The 18,003-nt window shown below is 65.9% G+C and carries 16 protein-coding genes; 12 read left to right on the top strand and 4 right to left on the bottom strand.

The genetic code is table 11. The annotated features are described in order from the left end of the window. Positions 1 to 135: 135 nt before the first annotated feature. Positions 136 to 750: a TetR family transcriptional regulator gene (locus DCO45_RS07320; protein WP_116925189.1), complete on the bottom strand. Its 615-nt coding sequence runs from the start codon at positions 748 to 750 to the stop codon at positions 136 to 138. A 133-nt stretch (positions 751 to 883) separates the two neighbouring features. Here DCO45_RS07320 and DCO45_RS07325 point away from each other — a divergent pair, with 133 nt between their 5' ends. Next, positions 884 to 2,125 carry an MFS transporter gene (locus tag DCO45_RS07325; RefSeq protein ID WP_116925281.1) on the top strand — a complete coding sequence of 414 codons (1,242 nt, stop codon included), beginning with the start codon at positions 884 to 886 and terminating at the stop codon, positions 2,123 to 2,125. Between the two features lie 37 nt (positions 2,126 to 2,162). Then, positions 2,163 to 3,359, top strand: a complete 1,197-nt coding sequence (locus DCO45_RS07330; protein ID WP_116925190.1) for an MFS transporter — start codon at positions 2,163 to 2,165, stop codon at positions 3,357 to 3,359. Between the two features lie 37 nt (positions 3,360 to 3,396). On the opposite strand, the gene DCO45_RS07335 is transcribed toward DCO45_RS07330, so the two are convergent. After that, positions 3,397 to 4,947: an MFS transporter gene (locus tag DCO45_RS07335; RefSeq protein ID WP_279324803.1), complete on the bottom strand. Its 1,551-nt coding sequence runs from the start codon at positions 4,945 to 4,947 to the stop codon at positions 3,397 to 3,399. Positions 4,948 to 4,949: 2 nt separating this feature from the next. Next, positions 4,950 to 5,486, bottom strand: a complete 537-nt coding sequence (locus DCO45_RS07340) for a GNAT family N-acetyltransferase (RefSeq protein ID WP_165841145.1) — start codon at positions 5,484 to 5,486, stop codon at positions 4,950 to 4,952. 83 nt (positions 5,487 to 5,569) lie between these two features. Between DCO45_RS07340 and DCO45_RS07345 the strand changes: the two genes are divergently transcribed. Further along, positions 5,570 to 6,457: a LysR family transcriptional regulator gene (locus DCO45_RS07345; protein ID WP_116925192.1), complete on the top strand. Its 888-nt coding sequence runs from the start codon at positions 5,570 to 5,572 to the stop codon at positions 6,455 to 6,457. On the opposite strand, the gene DCO45_RS07350 is transcribed toward DCO45_RS07345, so the two are convergent. Continuing rightward, complete coding sequence (locus tag DCO45_RS07350) at positions 6,439 to 7,857, bottom strand: short-chain fatty acyl-CoA regulator family protein (protein ID WP_116925193.1); 1,419 nt, start codon at positions 7,855 to 7,857, stop codon at positions 6,439 to 6,441. The genes DCO45_RS07345 and DCO45_RS07350 overlap by 19 nt on opposite strands. Before the next feature lie 159 nt (positions 7,858 to 8,016). Here DCO45_RS07350 and DCO45_RS07355 point away from each other — a divergent pair, with 159 nt between their 5' ends. From DCO45_RS07355 to DCO45_RS07395, 9 genes are all read left to right on the top strand, one after another. Continuing rightward, on the top strand, positions 8,017 to 8,415 hold the full coding sequence (locus DCO45_RS07355; protein ID WP_116925194.1) for an acyl-CoA thioesterase: 399 nt from the start codon (positions 8,017 to 8,019) through the stop codon (positions 8,413 to 8,415). Continuing rightward, positions 8,412 to 9,590, top strand: a complete 1,179-nt coding sequence (gene prpC, locus DCO45_RS07360) for a 2-methylcitrate synthase (protein ID WP_116925195.1) — start codon at positions 8,412 to 8,414, stop codon at positions 9,588 to 9,590. The genes DCO45_RS07355 and prpC overlap by 4 nt, the downstream gene beginning before the upstream one ends. A gap of 85 nt (positions 9,591 to 9,675) precedes the next feature. Further along, positions 9,676 to 12,315: a Fe/S-dependent 2-methylisocitrate dehydratase AcnD gene (gene acnD / locus DCO45_RS07365; RefSeq protein WP_116925196.1), complete on the top strand. Its 2,640-nt coding sequence runs from the start codon at positions 9,676 to 9,678 to the stop codon at positions 12,313 to 12,315. A gap of 25 nt (positions 12,316 to 12,340) precedes the next feature. Next, on the top strand, positions 12,341 to 13,540 hold the full coding sequence (prpF, locus tag DCO45_RS07370) for a 2-methylaconitate cis-trans isomerase PrpF (protein WP_116925197.1): 1,200 nt from the start codon (positions 12,341 to 12,343) through the stop codon (positions 13,538 to 13,540). A 15-nt stretch (positions 13,541 to 13,555) separates the two neighbouring features. After that, positions 13,556 to 14,416 carry an isocitrate lyase/phosphoenolpyruvate mutase family protein gene (locus tag DCO45_RS07375; RefSeq protein WP_116925198.1) on the top strand — a complete coding sequence of 287 codons (861 nt, stop codon included), beginning with the start codon at positions 13,556 to 13,558 and terminating at the stop codon, positions 14,414 to 14,416. Between the two features lie 114 nt (positions 14,417 to 14,530). Further along, entirely contained in the window at positions 14,531 to 15,220 is a 690-nt protein-coding gene (locus DCO45_RS07380; protein WP_116925199.1) for a response regulator transcription factor, read from the top strand. Between the two features lie 76 nt (positions 15,221 to 15,296). Beyond that, positions 15,297 to 16,133 (top strand): hypothetical protein, encoded by an 837-nt coding sequence (locus DCO45_RS07385; protein WP_116925283.1) that lies wholly within the window; start codon positions 15,297 to 15,299, stop codon positions 16,131 to 16,133. 7 nt (positions 16,134 to 16,140) lie between these two features. Further along, positions 16,141 to 17,205, top strand: a complete 1,065-nt coding sequence (locus tag DCO45_RS07390; protein WP_116925200.1) for a PAS domain-containing protein — start codon at positions 16,141 to 16,143, stop codon at positions 17,203 to 17,205. Positions 17,206 to 17,349: 144 nt separating this feature from the next. Beyond that, positions 17,350 to 17,997, top strand: a complete 648-nt coding sequence (locus DCO45_RS07395; protein WP_165841146.1) for a MarR family transcriptional regulator — start codon at positions 17,350 to 17,352, stop codon at positions 17,995 to 17,997. The last annotated feature ends 6 nt before the right edge of the window (positions 17,998 to 18,003 follow it).

Here is an 18,003-nt window from a genome sequence, read left to right on the forward strand (position 1 = left end):
AAGGGCGCAGCGGGATATTTGCTGCCCTTTCAGATTAAAGGCGCAGCCTTGCTGAATCTGTAGTCACTGTGCTTGCATGGGCGTAATATGCCGTGGAGGCATGTCGTCACCGCCCATCTCACAGACACGCCAGAGCTAGCCACGCAGCGGCTGCACCAGCAAGCCCCGCAGCAGTAAATCCAGGCCCACGGCGGCTTGCTCCAGGCGCGCTGCGCCATCGGCCCCATCGGCACCTTCAGCCCCATCGGCAATCCAGAACGCCGCCTCGGCCAGGCTGCCATAGATCAGTGCTGCGAGCGCCCGCGCATCGGCTGGGGCCACCACGCCTTGCGCGATCAGCGTGCTGATCAAGCCCTGCATGGCGGTGAGGCAATGGCGTTGTGCATCGGGGGACGCGCCGCCTAGCACGGCCCGGGCATCGCGCAGCACGATGCGCTGTATCTCTGGCTCCAAGGCCATTTCCAGGTAGGCGCGGCAGCGCTGGCGAAAGCCTTGCCAGGGGTCCTCGGCGCTGTCCGAGATCGCCTGCAGCCGGGCATCCATCTCGTCATCGATCTGCGCCACCACGGCGGCGAGCAGGCCTTTCTTGTCACCAAAGTGGTGGTAGAGCGCGCCCCGGGTCAGGCCGGCCCGGGCGGTCAAATCGTCCATCGACGTATCGGCATAGCCATGCTCGGCCAGCACTTGGCGGGCGGTGGCCAGCAGGCTGGCACGGGTGGCTTCCATCTCGGCGCGGGTGCGTCGAACCATGCGCAATCTCCTTACATACAGTGCGTATGATTATTTACAAACATGGCGCATGTATATAAGATTTTATTCATACGCCTTGTATGTATTGTCGCTAGCCCGGCCCGTGTTGGCAAGCCGGGCGCAGAAAGAAGCCATGCTCCAGACCTACCGAACAATTTTTGCCGCGCCCGGCAGCACGGGCTTTTGCCTGGCTGGGCTGCTTGCCCGCCTGGCGCTGCCGATGATGGGCATCGGCATCATCACCATGCTGGCCCAGTTGCGCGGCAGCTATGCGCTCGCTGGCGCAGTCTCTGCCGCCTTTGTGCTCAGTTATGCGCTGCTGTCGCCGCAGACATCGCGCCTGGTGGACCGCCATGGCCAGCGCCGCGTGCTGCCGCTGGCCACCGGCATCAGTGTGGCCGGCCTGGTGCTGCTGCTGGCGGCCACCCGGTGGCCGCTGCCCGATTGGACCTTGTTTGCCGGCGCGGTGCTGGCCGGGGCCATGCCCAGCATGCCGGCGATGCTGCGTGCCCGCTGGACGGCGCTGTACCGGGGATCGCCGCAGTTGCAGACCGCTTATGCGCTGGAGGCCGTGCTCGATGAGCTGAGCTTTATTGCCGGGCCACCGTTGTCGGTGGGACTGTGCGTGGCGGCCTTTGCGCAGGCAGGCCCGCTGGCTGCCGGTGGTCTGCTGGTGCTGGGCGTATTCGCTTTGCTCGCCCAGGGCGCGACCGAGCCAGCGCTTCAGCCGCTTTGCATGCAGGGCAGAGCAGCGGTCTCGGTGATTTGCCTGCCCCATGTGGGCCTACTGGCGCTCTTGATGGCGGCGATGGGGGTCATCGTGGGCACGGTCGATATCGTGAGCGTGGCCTTGGCGCGCACGCTTGGCCAGCCAGCCTGGGCCAGCGGCGTGCTGGCCGCTTATGCGCTGGGCTCTTGCGTGGCAGGCCTGCTGTTTGGTGCGCTCCAGCTGCGCATGCCTTTGCCGCAGCAGCTGGCGCTGGGCGGGCTCGCCACGGCGCTGACGACCTTGCCACTGCTGCTGGTAGGCAGCATCCCGGCGCTCGCTGGTGCCGTGCTGCTGGCCGGTCTGTGTTTTGCGCCCACGATGATCGTGGCGATGGCGCTGGTCGAGCGCCTGGTGCCCGCGCAGCGCCTGACCGAGGGCATGACCTGGCTGCTGGCCGGCCTGAATGTGGGCGTAGCGCTGGGCGCAGCGGCATCGGGCCAACTGGTCGATGGCTTGGGTGCTCGCTCGGCCTTTGCGGTGGCCTGGGTGGCTGGGGCGCTTGTGCTGCTGCTGGCGCTATGGGCTGCGCGGCAACTGCGTGTGCCGATGTCTGCTGCGGCAGATGGCACCACCACCAACAACAACACCGCCTCCCCAGCCGCTTGATAGCGCGCTGCCTTTTGCCATGACTGGAACCCATGACATGTCCCTGTCTTTATCAGCGCCTGCTCCACATCATGCCCGCAACCCTTGGCCGGCCGTGATCGCCGCCGGCCTGGCAACCTTTTCTGTCGTTACCACCGAGATGCTGCCCGTGGGCCTCTTGACAGCGATTGCGCCTTCGCTGGGCATGACCACTGGCCAAGCTGGGCTGATGGTGTCGCTGCCTGCCTTGCTGGCAGCGGTGTTTGCACCGCTGGTGGTGGTGATAGCCGGCCGCATGGACCGGCGCCGCATGCTGGCAGCGCTGCTGGCGCTGTTAGCGCTGGCCAATACCGCATCGGCCCTCGCGCCGAGCTGGGGCTGGATGCTGGCCGCCCGCGTGTTGCTGGGTCTGTGCATTGGCGGGATCTGGGCGGTGGCGGGGGGATTGGCGGCGCGCCTGGTGCCAGCGGCTGCCGTCGGGCTCGCCACCTCCATCATCTTTGGCGGGGTGGCCGCCGCATCGGTGTTGGGCGTGCCAATGGGCGCGCTGATCGGGGAAGGGGCAGGCTGGCGCTGGGCTTTTGGTGTGATGGCCTTGTTCAGTGTGCTGGTGCTGGCCCTGCAGCTATGGGTGATGCCGGCCTTGCCGGTCCGCAGCGCGGTGGGGCTGCGCCAGTTTCTGGCACTGCGCAGCAACCGCGCGCTGCAAGCAGGTCTGGTGTTGACCTTGCTGCTGGTCGCAGGGCACTTTATGGCCTTTACCTTTGTGCGACCGCTGCTGCTGGCGGTCTCGAGCTTTGATGCGCAGTGGATTGCAGCCTTGCTGCTGGCCTATGGGCTAGCCGGCATTGCGGGCAATTTCATCGCAGGCCTGGCGGCGGCGCACAAAACAACGCTGACGGTGGCCACCATTGCACTGGGGCTGCTGCTGGTGCCGTTGCTGTGGCTGGTGTTTGGCGGCTCTCCCACGGGTGGACTTGCGCTGCTGCTAGTCTGGGGCCTGGCCTATGGCGGGGTGTCCGTCGCCTTGATGACCTGGATGATGAAGGCGGCCCCCCAGGCGATGGAGGTCGTGGCAGCGCTGTATGTCGGGGTTTTCAACACCGGCATTGCGCTGGGTGCTTGGGGAGGTGGGGCGTTGGTCGATGCATGGGGTTTGTCTGCCGTGCTGTGGCCGGCCGCCGCCTTGGCGTCGGCGGCCTTGATGTTGGCGACCGGGCACGCACTGCGGCAGCGGCGCATGGGGACGCGCTAAAGGAGATGGCGCCCCGCCGCTGAGCAGTGACTCACGATCAGTGCCCTTTGCTGGCCACCGCGCCGCTGCGATGTCCCAGGGTGGCCTGTTGCTGACCTCGGCTGCGCAGCAGGGCCACCGCCAACGCAGCGGATAGCACCAGCACCACGGCCGTGGCCATCACCGCGATAAAGCCCTGGTCAAACGCGGCATGGGCTAGGCCCAGCAGCTGCGTGGCAGCCTGCGGCGGCAGTTTTTCTGCAGCCAACAAAGCCGCATCGATGCCGTCACTGGCCCCGCCAGCGGCGCCATGCAGGATGTCTGGCAGCACCAGGCTGCTGGTATAGCGCCAGGACAGCACGCTGCCCAGCAAGGCCACGCCCAGCACGCCGCCAAACTCGTAGGACACCTCTTCGACCGAGGCGGCCATGCCGGCATGCTCGGGCGGCGCGCTGTTCATCACCGCGTTCGATGCGGCGGTGATGGTGACGCCCACGCCCAGGCCCAGGACGGCCAGTACCGCTATTTTCTGCAGGCCATGGGCATCGCTGTTGAGGCTCATGGCCAGCGCGCACAGCGCCACGGCAGTGACGAGGAGGCCGCCCACTATCAGCTGGTGGGTGCCCAGGCGCGACAGCGCCCAGCCGGCAATCGGGCCGGCGACAAAGGCCGCCACCGGAATCGGCAAGATGGCCAGCCCCGCTTGCAGGGGGCTGAGGCCCAGCACCAGCTGCAGGCGCTGGCTGAACACCAGCTCCACCCCGACCAGGGCCACGGCCGCCACCACGGCTGCCACCACACCGCCCGAGAACGTCGGAATGCGGAACAGACGCAGCTCGATCAGCGGCTGGGGCCGGCTGAGCTGGCGGCGGATAAAGATCCACAGCACGGCGGCACTGAGCAGCCCCATCAGCACGGCAAACACCAGCGATGGTGCGGGCTTGGCCAGCTCCTTGATGCCCAGCACCAGACTGACCATGGCGACCATGGCCTGCAGCGAGCTGGTGTAGTCCCAACCGGGCAGGCTGGCCTTGGTGCTCAGGCGGTCTGCAGGAATCAGCCAGGCGGTCAGCACCAGCGCCAGCGCCACGATGGGCACATTGACCAGAAACACCGAGCCCCACCAGAAATACTGCAGCAGCACGCCGCCCACCACCGGGCCAAGCGCCGCGCCCCCCGAGGCGACCGAGGCCCAGATGCCGATGGCGACCGAGCGCTCGCGTTGGTCGGGAAAGCTCATGCGGATGATGGCCAGGGTAGCGGGCATCATGATGGCCGCCCCCAAGCCCAGCACGGCGCGCGCGGCAATCAGCAGCCCGGCATTGGGCGCATAGGCGGCTGCCAGCGAGGCGGCGCCAAAGATCACCAGGCCGAGCATGAACATGCGCCGGTAGCCCAGGCGGTCGCCTAAAGCGCCGGTGCTCAGCAGCAGGCCCGCGACCACCAGCGCATAGGCGTTGACGATCCACAGCTTCATCGAGGTGGAGGCGGCCAGGTCATGGGTGAGGGTGGGCAGGGCGGTGTAGAGCACCGTCATGTCGACGACGATCAGCAGCAGCGCCATCGACACAATGGCCAGCACCAGCCATCTTTTGGAATGCATTGCCATGGTCAAACTCCCAACTCTTTCATCATCGTGACGGACACGGGCTGGCAGCCCAGGCGCTCAAACAGCCGGTGTGCCCCTTGGTTGCCGATACCGCTTTCCAGAAACAGGCGCTGTACGCCCTCGGCCTGGAGCTGGGCGCAGACCCAGCCGAACAGGGCCTCGCCCAAGCCCTGGCCGCGCACGGCGGGGCTGACCACCAGGTCGTCCAAGGTGGCAAACGGGGTGGGCGCGAGCTGGGCCTCGTCGAGCGCGACAAAAGCAACGCCGACCAGCGTATCGCCCTGGTGGGCGGTGGCGATGCGCTGCATCGCGTTTGCTTCGGGCGCGGCCAACGTGGCCTCAATCTGCAGCGCCATGTTGTCGGCCAGCTGGGGGCTCCATTGGCCCGGTGCGATGGCGCGCGGGGACTGCAGCTCGCCATGGGAGATGTAATAGGGACTGAGCTGGCCCATGAACAGCGCCAGGATCGCTGGCGACTGCGCGGGGTCATGGCACCAGGCCATCGTCAGGGCTGGTGCGGGGGTGTTGATCGATTGCATGGGCCCGATATTGCGCCATAAAAATCGATTGATAAAGTTGGAATCCATCAATAAATCAGATGGATGAGCTACAGTACCGGGCTATGGAATGGACCGTTGAACAACTGCGGCAGTTTGTCGCCACCGCCGACAGCGGCTCTTTCTCTGCCGCTGCACGTAGCTTGGGCAAGGCGCAGTCGGCCGTCAGCACCGCCGTGGGCATGCTGGAAGTGGACCTGGGCGTGGTGCTGTTTGACCGCTCGCACCGCAATGCCCAGCTCACCGATGCCGGCCGGGTGCTGCTGCTCGAAGCGCGTGAGCTGCTGCGCCAGGCCCAGCAGCTGGACCAGCGCGCGCAGGCGCTCAGCGGCGGGGCCGATGCCGAGCTGTCGCTGGCGATTGACGAGGCGCTGCCCTATACGGCGGTGGCAAGCCTGCTGCGCGAGATGGCGCAGCAGTACCCGGGCCTGGAGCTGCTGCTGCTCAATGGCACCGCCAGCGAGGTGGCCGACTATGTGGGCGAGGGCAGGGCGGGCATGGCCCTGCATATCGATCGGGGCCCGGTGCTGCAGCATTTTGAGCAGCGCCACCTGGGCACCGTGCCCCAGGGGGTGTTTGTGGCGACCGACCACCCGCTCGCCGATGGCCGGGTGGTGGGCCTGCAGCAACTGGCCCAGCACCGCCAGCTGCTGATGCATACCGAGGATGTGCACGAGCGCGCCTACAGCCCGCGCGTGTGGCGCTCAGATAGCTTCTACAACATCGCCGACATGGTGGCCGACAAGCTGGGCTGGGCGGTGCTGCCTGTCAATATCGCGCACTACGAAGGCAACCGCCAGGCGCTGCGCGAGGTGCCTTGCCCGGCGCTGGCGCTGCCCCCGCTGTCGGTGCGCATGCTCTGGCGCCAGGGCGCGCAGCGCAGCCCGACGGCGCAGTATGTCGAGCGGCGTTTTGGCCAGCTGCTGGCGGAGATTCAGACGCCCGAGCCGTAGGGGGTGAGGCGGCTGGCGTTCTCATCGACGGCCAGGCTTTTGCCCAGATAGGGAAAGGCGCGCTGCGGGCAGTGGTCGCGCTCGCAGACCTTGCAGCCCATGCCGATCGGCGTGGCCAGCTCCGGGTCCTGCAGGTCGATGCCCTTGGCATAGACGAGGCGCGCTGCATGGCGCAGGTCGCAGCCCAGGCCGATGGAAAATGTCTTGCGCGGCGCGCCATAGCCGCGCTGCCCGCCCGAGACCGAGCGCGCAATCCACAGGTAGCGCCGGCCATCGGGCATGCCCGCGACCTGGGCGAGCACCTGGCCGGGCTGGCCAAAGGCCTCGTAGACATTCCACAGCGGGCAGGTGCCGCCGGTGCGGCTGAAATGGAAATGCGTGGCCGACTGGCGCTTGGAGATATTGCCGGCCCGGTCCACCCGTACAAAGAAAAACGGCACGCCCGGGCTGCCTGGCCGCTGCAGGGTGCTCAGCCGGTGGCAGACGGTCTCAAAGCCCACGGCAAAGCGCTGGCCGAGCAGGTCAATGTCATAGTCCAGCGCCTCGGCGGCTTGTAGAAAGGGCCCGTAGGGCAGCAGCAGGGCGCCGGCAAAATAGTTGGCCAGGCCCAGCCGCGCCAGCCGGCGGGCAGCGGGGTCGCTGATGAGTGTTGGCACCTGGCTGAGGCTGTCGAGTGTGTCGCCGATCTCGAGCAGCGCCAGCTGGGTGGCAAGCTGGAACGCCTGCTGCGCGGTGCCCAGCGCAGAGGACAGCTGCAGCAGGCGCGAGGCGGGGTCGAACTGGCGTTTGCTCGCGCCTGCGCTGTCCACCAACTCCACCCGCACCTGGTGCGCCAGCGCCAGGCGCTCACGCAGCCAGTCGGCCAGCGGCCTGCCCGGGCGCTCTGCCTGGGCCTGGGCAGCCAGGCTTTCAGCGGCGCGGTCCACCGCATCAAAGTAGTTCTGGTGCGAGAAGAAGAAATCGCGCACCACCTCAAACGGCATGGCGGCGGGCTGGCTGCTGCCGGCGCGGTCATCGCCCAGCTGCAGCGACAGCGCTTCGAGCCGCTCCTTGGTCTCCAGATGGCGGCGGTACAGCGCCACCACCGCTGCGCCCAGCGCCGGCATTTGCGTGGCCACCTCTTGCAGCTCTGGCAGCGCAATGGCCTCGGGCGCATCGGCGAGGGCTTCGCGCAGCCCCGCCACCAGGCGCGCCTCTTCGTCTTCGGAGAACTGCTGGATATCCACGCCCAGGCTGCGGTGCAGTTTGAGCAGCACCGACACCGTCAGCGGCCGCTGGTTTTGTTCGATCTGGTTGAGGTAGCTGGGCGAGAGCCCCAGCGCATGGGCCAGCGCAATCTGGGACAGATTGCGTTCGGCGCGCAGCTTGCGCAGCTTGACGCCCATAAAGGTTTTTTTCATCGCAGAGTCTTTCGCGTCAACAGGGGCGCTCGCATCGAAGAGGCGGTGGAGTACCCAGATTCTACATTTCGCAAAATTCGCAAAATACCAGTTTTCATTCGCAGAAATTCGCCATTTCAGTGCTGTTCATCCCTTTGTATTTTGCGTAAATTGCGAAGCATGACAACACCTACCGGATTCGCCGAGTTGCAAGAGCTGGTACTGCCGGCGCTGGCCAACCACCACGGCACGCTGTTTGCGGGCCAGGGTTTGCAGCTGATGGCCAAGGCCGCGTTTTTGGCGGCGCGGAGCCTGGCGCAACGCGAAGTCGTGATGGCCGCCGTCAGCCGGGTGGACTTTGTGGCACCGGCACCGGTGGGCCATGCCCTGACCTTGCGCGCCTGGGTCAGCCGCGTAGGCCGCAGCTCGATGACCGTCTGCGTGACCGGCTCGGCCGGGCTGCCGGGGACGCCGCCCGAGCTGGTGCTCCAAGGTTTGTTTGACATGGTGGCCGTCGATGCCAAAGGCCGGCCCATCCCCCTCGATTGCGCATATTTGAACCAGGAACCCCTGCTATGACCACCACGACCGCCGAGGCCACCGCGCCCACCACGCCTTCGACCTTCAAGCCCAAGAAATCGGTTGCGCTCTCGGGCGTGACGGCGGGCAACACCGCCTTGTGCACCGTAGGGCGCAGCGGCAATGACCTGCACTACCGGGGCTATGACATTTTGGACATGGCCCAGGTCTGCGAGTTTGAAGAGATCGCCCACCTGCTGGTGCATGGCAAGCTGCCCAACCGCGCCGAGCTGCGCGCCTACAAGGACAAGCTCAAGGCGCTGCGCGGCCTGCCCGCGAGCGTCAAGCAGGCGCTGGAGCAGCTGCCCGCCGCCAGCCACCCGATGGATGTGATGCGCACGGGGGTATCGGTGCTGGGCTGCACCCTGCCCGAGAAGGACGACCACAACCTGCCCGGCGCGCGCGATATTGCCGACCGCCTGATGGCAACGCTCGGCTCCATGCTGCTGTACTGGTACCACTTCAGCACCTCGGGCAAATGCATCGATGTGGAGACGGATGACGACTCCATCGGCGCGCATTTTCTGCACCTGCTGCATGGCAAAAAGCCCAGTGCGCTGTGGGAGCGGGCCATGCATACGTCGCTGAACCTGTATGCCGAGCATGAGTTCAATGCCTCGACCTTTACCGCCCGCGTCGTGGCCGGTACCGGTAGTGACATGTATTCGTCGATCACCGGCGCGATTGGCGCGCTGCGCGGCCCCAAGCATGGCGGCGCCAACGAGGTGGCCTTCGAGATCCAGAAGCGCTACGACAGCGCCGATGCCGCCGAGGCCGATATCCGCCGCCGGGTGGAGAACAAGGAGGTGGTGATTGGCTTTGGCCACCCGGTCTACACCGTCAGCGACCCGCGCAATGTCGTCATCAAGGGCGTTGCCAGGGAGCTGTCGCTGGAGGCCGGCTCCACGAAAATGTACGACATTGCCGAGCGCCTGGAGGCCGTGATGTGGGAGGCCAAGAAGATGTTCCCCAACCTCGACTGGTTCAGCGCCGTGAGCTACCACATGATGGGTGTGCCCACTGCGATGTTCACGCCGCTCTTTGTGATTGCGCGCACCAGCGGCTGGGCTGCGCATGTGATCGAGCAGCGCGTGGACAACAAGATCATCCGGCCCAGCGCGCACTACACGGGGCCGGAAGACCAGGTGTTCCAGCCCATCGACCAGCGCAACTGAGCTGTCGGCCGACACGACCTTCTACAGATCTATATAGAAAAGTGACACCCTGCGGGCGGCCCAGCCCGCCGGTCCGCACTGCCCCATGAACAGCAATTACCGACAAGCACTGGCCGGCACCGGCCTGGATTATTTTGATGCGCAGGCGGCAGTCGATGCGCTGGCGCCCGGCGCCTGGGCGCAGCTGCCGTATACGGCGCGCGTCCATGCCGAAAACCTGGTGCGCCGCGCCGACCCGGCGCAGCTGTCAGACTACCTGCGCCAGCTGATCGAGCGCAGGCGCGATATCGACTTTCCCTGGTTTCCCGTGCGCGTGGTCTGCCATGACATCCTGGGCCAGACGGCCTTGGTGGACCTGGCCGGCCTGCGCGATGCGATTGCCCAGGCGGGCGGCGATCCGGCCGCCGTCAACCCGGTGGTGCCGGTGCAGCTAATCGTCGACCATTCGCTGGCCGTCGAATGCGGCGGATTTGACCCGCAGGCCTTTGAGAAAAACCGCGCGATCGAGGACCGCCGCAATGAGGACCGCTTCCATTTCATCGAATGGAGCAAGCGGGCCTTTGCCAATGTGGATGTGATCCCCGCGGGCAACGGCATCATGCACCAGATCAACTTGGAGAAGATGTCGCCGGTGGTGTATGTGCAGGACGGTGTCGCCTTTCCCGATACCTGCGTGGGCACCGACAGCCATACGCCCCATGTCGATGCGCTGGGTGTGATTGCGGTGGGGGTGGGCGGGCTGGAGGCGGAGAATGTGATGCTGGGCCGGGCCTCTTGGATGCGCCTGCCCGATATTGTCGGCGTGGCATTGAGCGGCCAGCCCCAGCCGGGCATTACCGCGACTGACATCGTGCTGGCGCTGACCGAGTTCCTGCGCCAGCAAAAAGTGGTGGGCGCGTATCTGGAGTTTTATGGCGAGGGCGCGCGCAGCCTCTCGGTTGGTGACCGCGCCACCATTGCCAATATGTGCCCGGAGTATGGCGCCACTGCCGCGCTGTTTGCGGTGGATGCGCAGACGCTGGCCTACCTGCGGCTGACGGGCCGGGATGAAGCGCAGGTGCAGCTGGTCGAGACCTATGCCAGGACCGCCGGATTTTGGGCGGACAGCCTGCACGAGGTGCAGTACGAGCGGGTGCTGCAGTTTGACCTGTCGACGGTGGTGCGCAATATGGCGGGTCCGTCCAACCCGCACCGGCGTCTGCCGACCTCGCAGCTGACCGCGCGCGGCATTGCCGGCGCCGAGCCCCTGGCGCTGGCGCGCGCCCAAGAAGCCCAGGGCCTGCTGCCCGATGGTGCCATCATCATCGCCGCCATCACCAGCTGCACCAACACCAGCAATCCGCGAAATGTGATCGCTGCGGCGCTGCTGGCGCGCAATGCGCGGCGCCTGGGCCTGGTGCGCAAGCCCTGGGTCAAGACCTCGCTCGCGCCCGGATCCAAGGCGGTGCAGCTGTACCTGCAAGAGGCGGGTCTGCTGGAGGACCTGGAGGCGCTGGGCTTTGGCATCGTCGCCTTTGCCTGCACCACCTGCAATGGCATGAGCGGCGCGCTCGATACGCAGATCCAGCAGCAGATCATTGAACGCGACCTCTACACCACCGCAGTGCTGTCGGGCAACCGCAATTTTGACGGACGCATCCACCCCTATGCCAAGCAGGCGTTTCTGGCCTCGCCACCGCTGGTGGTGGCCTATGCGATGGCGGGCACCATCCGCTTTGACATCGAAAAGGACGTGCTGGCCGTCGTGAACGGGCAGGAGATCCGGCTGCAGGACCTGTGGCCGAGCGACGCGGAGATCGATGCCGTGGTGGCGCAAGCGGTCAAGCCTGCGCAGTACCGCGCGGTGTACGAGCCCATGTTTGCAGTCCAGGCAGACAACGGCGAGCGGGCGGCTCCGCAGTACGCTTGGCGCCCCCAGTCCACCTATATCCGCCGCCCGCCGTATTGGGACACCGAAGGTGTGGGCGCGCTGGCAGCGCATCCGCGCACGCTCAAGGGGCTGCGGCCGCTGGCACTGCTGCCCGACAACATCACTACCGACCACCTCTCGCCATCCAACGCCATTCTGCCCAGCTCGGCCGCTGGCGAGTACCTGGCCAAGATGGGCCTGCCCGAGGAGGACTTCAACTCCTACGCCACGCACCGGGGCGACCACCTGACCGCCATGCGCGCGACCTTTGCCAACCCCCAGCTGGTCAACGAGATGGCCGTGGTGGGTGGCCAGGTGCAAAAAGGCTCGCTGGCCCGCATCGAGCCCGAGGGGCAGGTGGTGCGCATGTGGGAGGCGATGGAGACCTATCTGCAGCGCCGCCAGCCGCTGATCATCATTGCCGGTGCCGACTATGGCCAGGGCTCCAGCCGCGACTGGGCCGCCAAGGGCGTGCGCCTGGCGGGGGTGGAGGCAGTGGTGGCCGAGGGTTTTGAGCGCATCCACCGCACCAACTTGATCGGTATGGGTGTGCTGCCTCTGGAGTTCCAGCCGGGCACGACACGCAAGACGCTGCAATTGGATGGTACGGAGACCTATGATGTGGAAGGTGAACGCACAGCGCGCGCTACGCTGAGCCTGGTGATCTGGCGCCGCAGCGGCCTGGTGGACCGCGTGCCGCTGACCTGCCGCCTCGATACCGGCGAGGAGCTGTCTGTCTACGAGGCAGGCGGCGTGCTGCAGCGCTTTGCGCAGGATTTTCTGGCATCGCGCGCGGTGCAACCGGCCTCGGTGTGAATGCCTAGTTTTTTTCTGAACGACCATGACGAACCTGACCGCCCATCCTCCCCAGATCAAGATCCCCGCCATTTATATGCGGGGCGGCACCAGCAAGGGGGTGTTCTTCCATGTGCCGGATTTGCCGCTGCCCGCGCAGCAGTCTGGCGCGGCGCGCGATGCGATCTTGCTGCGCACCCTGGGCAGCCCCGACCCCTATGGCAAGCAGATCGATGGCCTGGGCAATGCGTCCTCCAGCACCAGCAAGGCGGTGCTGCTGGCCAGGAGCACTCGCGCTGACCATGATGTGGACTACCTGTTTGGCCAGGTGGCCATCGACAAGCCCTTGGTGGACTGGAGTGGCAACTGCGGCAACCTCTCGGCCGCCGTCGGCCCCTGCGCGATCGCGATGGGCCTGATCGATCCGGCCCGCATCCCGCACAACGGGCTGTGCACGGTGCGTATATGGCAGGCCAATATCGGCAAGACCATCATGGCCCAGGTGCCCATCCGCAACGGACAGGTGCAGGAGAGCGGCGACTTTGCGCTCGATGGCGTGAGCTTTCCCGCTGCCGAGGTGCAGCTGGCCTTCATGGACCCGGCTGATGAGGGCGAGGATGGTGGCGCCATGTTCCCCACCGGCCAGCTGGTGGACCAGCTCGATGTGCCAGGGGTAGGCCGCTTTGCCGCGACCTTGATCAATGCCGGCATCCCGACGATCTTTCTCAATGCGCAAGACCTGGGCTACACCGGCTGCGAGCTGCAGGGCGATATCAATGGCGATGCGCAGGCCTTGGCGCGCCTGGAAGCGATTCGTGCCTGCGGCGCGCTGAAGATGGGCCTGATCCAGGACCTGGCCGAGGCCGCGAGCCGCCAGCACACGCCCAAGATTGCCTTTGTGGCGCCGCCGGCCAGCTACACGGCATCGAGCGGCAAGGCGGTGGAGGCGCAGGACGTGGACTTGCTGGTGCGGGCGCTGTCGATGGGCCAGCTGCACCACGCGATGATGGGCACGGCAGCGGTGGCCATTGGCACGGCTGCAGCCGTGCCGGGTACCCTGGTCAACCTGGCCGCCGGTGGCGGCGAGCGCAGCGCGGTGCGCTTTGGCCACCCCTCGGGAACCCTGCGGGTGGGAGCGGAGGCGCGCCTGCAGGATGGCCAGTGGGTGGTGACCAAGGCGCTGATGAGCCGCAGCGCACGCATTCTGATGGAAGGCGCCGTGCGGGTGCCGGGCGATTGTTTTTGAACGGGGGACTGTGGGATGGATACCAAGCAACTGCTGAAAGACATGGTGGCGGCGCGCCGGGGCGTGCTGGTGCCGGGCGCCTTCAATGCGCTGTCGGCCAAGGTGATCGAGGACCTGGGCTTTGAGGCGATTTACGTGACCGGCGCGGGCGTGACCAATATGTGGTTGGGCCTGCCGGACCAGGGCTTTATGGGCCTCGCTGAGATCGCCGACCACACGGCGCGCATCCGCGATACGGTCAGTGTGCCCTTGCTGGTCGATGCCGATACCGGTTTTGGCAATGCGCTCAATGTCTACCACACGGTGCGCACCCTGGAGCGTGCCGGTGCCGACTGCATCCAGCTCGAAGACCAGGTCGCGCCCAAGCGCTGCGGGCATTTCAACGGCAAGGAGGTGGTCTCCACCGAAGAGGCGGTGAGCAAGATCAAGGCCGCCGTCGATGCCCGGCGCGACCCGAACCTGCTGATCATGGCGCGCACCGATGCGGCGGCCACCCATGGCTTTGAGGCGGCGGTGGAGCGGGCCCAGCGCTTTGCCGAAGCCGGGGCCGATATTTTGTTTGTCGAGGCGGTCACCAGCGCCGAAGAGATCCGCGCGCTGCCCAAGCGGCTCGCCACCCCGCAGCTGATGAACATGGTGATTGGCGGCAAGACCCCCATTTTTGATGCCGAGCAACTGGGCGCGCTGGGCTACGGCATCGTCCTCTATGCCAATGCGGCGCTGCAGGGGGCAGTGGCCGGCATGCAAAAGACCTTGACCGTGCTGCGCGATAAGAAGTCGGTGCAGGAGGCGAGCGGCCTGGTGGCCACCTTTGCCGAGCGCCAGCGCCTGGTGGGCAAGCCCGCCTGGGATGCGCTGGAGAAGCGGTTTACTTAGAGTCGCTAACACGACCCAGCAAACCGTCACGGCGCTGAAATTCACCAGTTTCAGTGAGGGGCAAGGGCCTGGGCTTGCGGAATAATTGCAGCACTTGGAATATGAACGGATCCCATGCCCACCCAGATGCTCACCGCCGATCTCGCACTGCCCGCACCCGTACTGGTGGTGGAGGACAACCCGCTGGTGCGCAACCGGCTGCAGGGCTTGCTGCAGCAGCTGGGCTACAGCAGCGATGCGCTGGTGATGGCCGGGTCGCTCGCCCAGGCGCGCGCTTACCTGGCGGGCGAGGCCCACACCGTATCACTGGTGCTGGTGGACCTGGGCCTGCCCGATGGCAGTGGTATCGAGCTGATCGAGGAGCTCCATGCCCAGGCGCCCAACTTGCCGATGCTGGTGGTGTCTGCCTGGAGCACGCAGGAAATGATCTGGGCGGCCTTGCGCGCGGGCGCCGTGGGCTATGTGCTCAAGGAGCGCGACGACATGGAAATGGCCATGGCCTTGCGCAGCGTGCTGCGCGGCGGCGCGCCCATCGACCCCTTTATTGCCCGGCGCATTATTGAGGAGCTGCCGCTGCAAGCCCCGCCAGCCGTGCAGGCGGCGGACGACCCGGGCTTGAGTGCGCGCGAACACACTATCCTGCACCTCGTGGTCGAGGGCCTGAGCAACCGCGAGATTGCCGAGCGCCTGTTTCTGTCGCGCTACACGGTCGAGTCGCATATCAAGAATGTCTACCGCAAGCTGTCGGTGTCCTCGCGCACCCAGGCAGCGCAGGAAGCGCGCCGGCGCCGCCTGGTGGATTGAGCCGGACGCGCGCAGCGCTGGTCCCTTTTCTCGCTTTCCCCCAACCGCCCGCCCATCCCATCTGGAGTGATTGACCGTGCCCCACACTTTTTTTGATGCGCCTTTGCTGATTCGAGACGGTATCGGCACATGGGTCGATACGCAGGAGAAGCCCTATGTCTGCAATATCGATGGCATGCCCACATTCAAGGACAAGCTCCCTGCAGCGGTGAAGGAGCTGCAGCCTGTGGCCGGCACTCCGGTGGCGGGCAGCCCCGCGGCCGGTTCCCCCGAGCCCTCTTGGGGTCGCGGCTACCAGGTCAGTGGCACGCATCGCTTGCCGCCGACAACATTTGGTGAGGAGACTAAGTTGGAGTTCGTCGCCACCGAGGTGGTGTACGAGCCGCTGTGGGCCACGCGCGAGGCCGCTGCTGCGTTTGGCATCACCTTGATCGAGCCGGGCCAGGGCCTGCGCATGCAAAGCCCGATCCGCCATCTGGAGAACACCCCGTTTGAGTACGGCATGTTTGCAGGTCAGCAATGTCCGTACCTGGACGATGCGCAGCGCAACCAGCTGCAGCCCACGGTCTGCACCGACCTGGAGCACCATGATTTCCCGCATGTGTTCTCGTCGGTAGATTCCCAGCTGCCACTGGTGATTTCGGTAGGGCGCTATTGGCCCCAGCGGGATAGAATCTTTCTCGCCGATCTTTGGGTGCCCCGGGGCATGGCCTTGTACATGCCGCCCAGGCCCAAAATCCCGAATGCGGCCTATATCGATCTGCACGGCAACCGCAATTCAGCCCTGGCCTGTTGGCGGGGAGGCACACAAAGAAGTGTGCAGACCCTGACCTTGCTGCCCAAAGACAGCGGGTACTTCTACTGGTTCTGGAATGCGTTGCCGACGGTTCACCCCTTGTTGACGCAACCCTGACACCCCTATGCTCGATACGCAGCCTCGTCTACGCACCCTGGAGCCCGATACCGACAACGGCCTCTACCAAACGTTGCTGGAGTCCACGTTGGCGATTCCGTTCCGCATCGATTGGGCGAGCAAAAAGTACACCTATGTGGGCCCACAGATCGAGGCGCTGCTGGGCTGGCCCCAGGACAGCTGGCAGACGGTGAACGATTGGGCCGAGCGTATCCACCCGGACGAGCGCGACACGACGGTCAACCGCTGCGTGGGGCTGTGCCTGGCCGGCGTGGACCACGAGGCTGAGTACCGCGCGCTGACCAGTGAAGGCAGCTTTGTCTGGGTGCGCGAGGTGGTGCATGTGCTGTGCGATGCACAGGGCGAGACCACCGGGCTGATCGGCTTTACCTTCGACATCACCGAGCAGAAGAAGGCCGAGCAGGTCAAGGCCGAGCTCGATGCACAAAAGCTGTCGAACGCGCGCCTGCAAGAGCGCCTGGCCCTGACCCATGACCTTCATGACGGGCTCGGTGGTTCGCTGGTGCACATGATTGCTGCCGTGGAGCAGGGCGGCGGTGGCAGCCTGACGCGGCCCCAGGTGCTGTCCATGCTCAAGCACATTCGTGATGACCTGCGCCAGACCATTGACAGCAACTCCTCGGCCCAGGTGCGCGTGCCCGCGTCGCCGCAGGAGTGGCTGGCCCCGTTGCGCCACCGCTTTGCCAACCTGTTCGATGCGCTCGACATCCGCTGCGACTGGCAGTTTGCGCCCGCCTGGCGCACACCGCCCGATGCGCTGCAGTACCTGGCGATGACGCGCCTGGTCGAGGAGGGCCTCACCAATGTCATCAAGCACAGCCAGGCGCGCCAGGTGCGCCTGTCCTTTCTGCAGCCTGAGGCCGATGCGCTGGTGCTGGAGATCGAAGATGATGGCGTGGGCTTTGATGCCGCAGCCGTGGAGGCTTCGGGCCTGGGCATCGGCATGCGCTCGATGGCCGTGCGTATCGGCCGCGTGGGCGGCGTGCTCGAGATCGATTCCGAGCCGGGGCGCACCCTGCTGACGGCGCGGCTGGCCTTGCGCCAGTCCTGACTACCAGTAGCACAGCACCGCAGGGCCGACCACCACGGCCCTTTTTCTTTTTTAGGCGAGCGTTACTTCTAATAACTAGGGTCAACCCGAATTCGTTTATATTGTTCAGCGGTGACTGAACAATATGGATAAAGGACGGTGGCTGTGACCCAGCAGGACAAGGCGAAGGCGGCCTCGGCGGCCAAGAAGGCGCATGAAGCGCTGGAAGCGCGCGAGCTGTTTATCGAGCGCAATGCGATCCAGGCGGAAACCAGTGGCCTGCCCCGGATTGCAGGGCGCCTGATCGGCATCTTTTTGCTCGATGGCGGGCCCATCAGCTTTGCCGAGCTGGCCGAGCGCATGCAGGCCAGCCGCGCCAGCGTGAGCACCAATACCCGTTTGCTCGAACGCCTGGGGATCATCGAGCGGGTGGCGATGCGCGGCGAGCGCCAGGACTTTTTCAGCCTGCGCGCCAACCCCTTCTTGATCGTGCTGGAGCAGAGCATTGCCGATTGCCAGCGCTTTACGACCTATGTGGATGAGCTGCTGGCGGCCAGCCCGCTGTCCGCTGATGCCACCGCGCGCCTCAAGCAGGCGCAGGATTTTCATGCGGTGACGGCCCAGACCTTGCAGGAGCTGCTGGCCAAGCTGGCCGAGCGGCAAAAGCAGGCGGCGGCGCCACCGGTGCCTGCCCGGCGATCGGCACGTGCCGAGAGGGCGGCAGCCGCTGCTGCAACCACGCCCAAAATGCCTAAAGCACCTAAAGTGCGCCAAGCTCGCGCGCCGTCATCCAGCCGCAAAGCACCAGACTGAGTACCC

It is taken from the genome of Comamonas sp. JNW (genome assembly GCF_003105075.1).
Lineage (GTDB): Bacteria > Pseudomonadota > Gammaproteobacteria > Burkholderiales > Burkholderiaceae_C > Comamonas > Comamonas squillarum.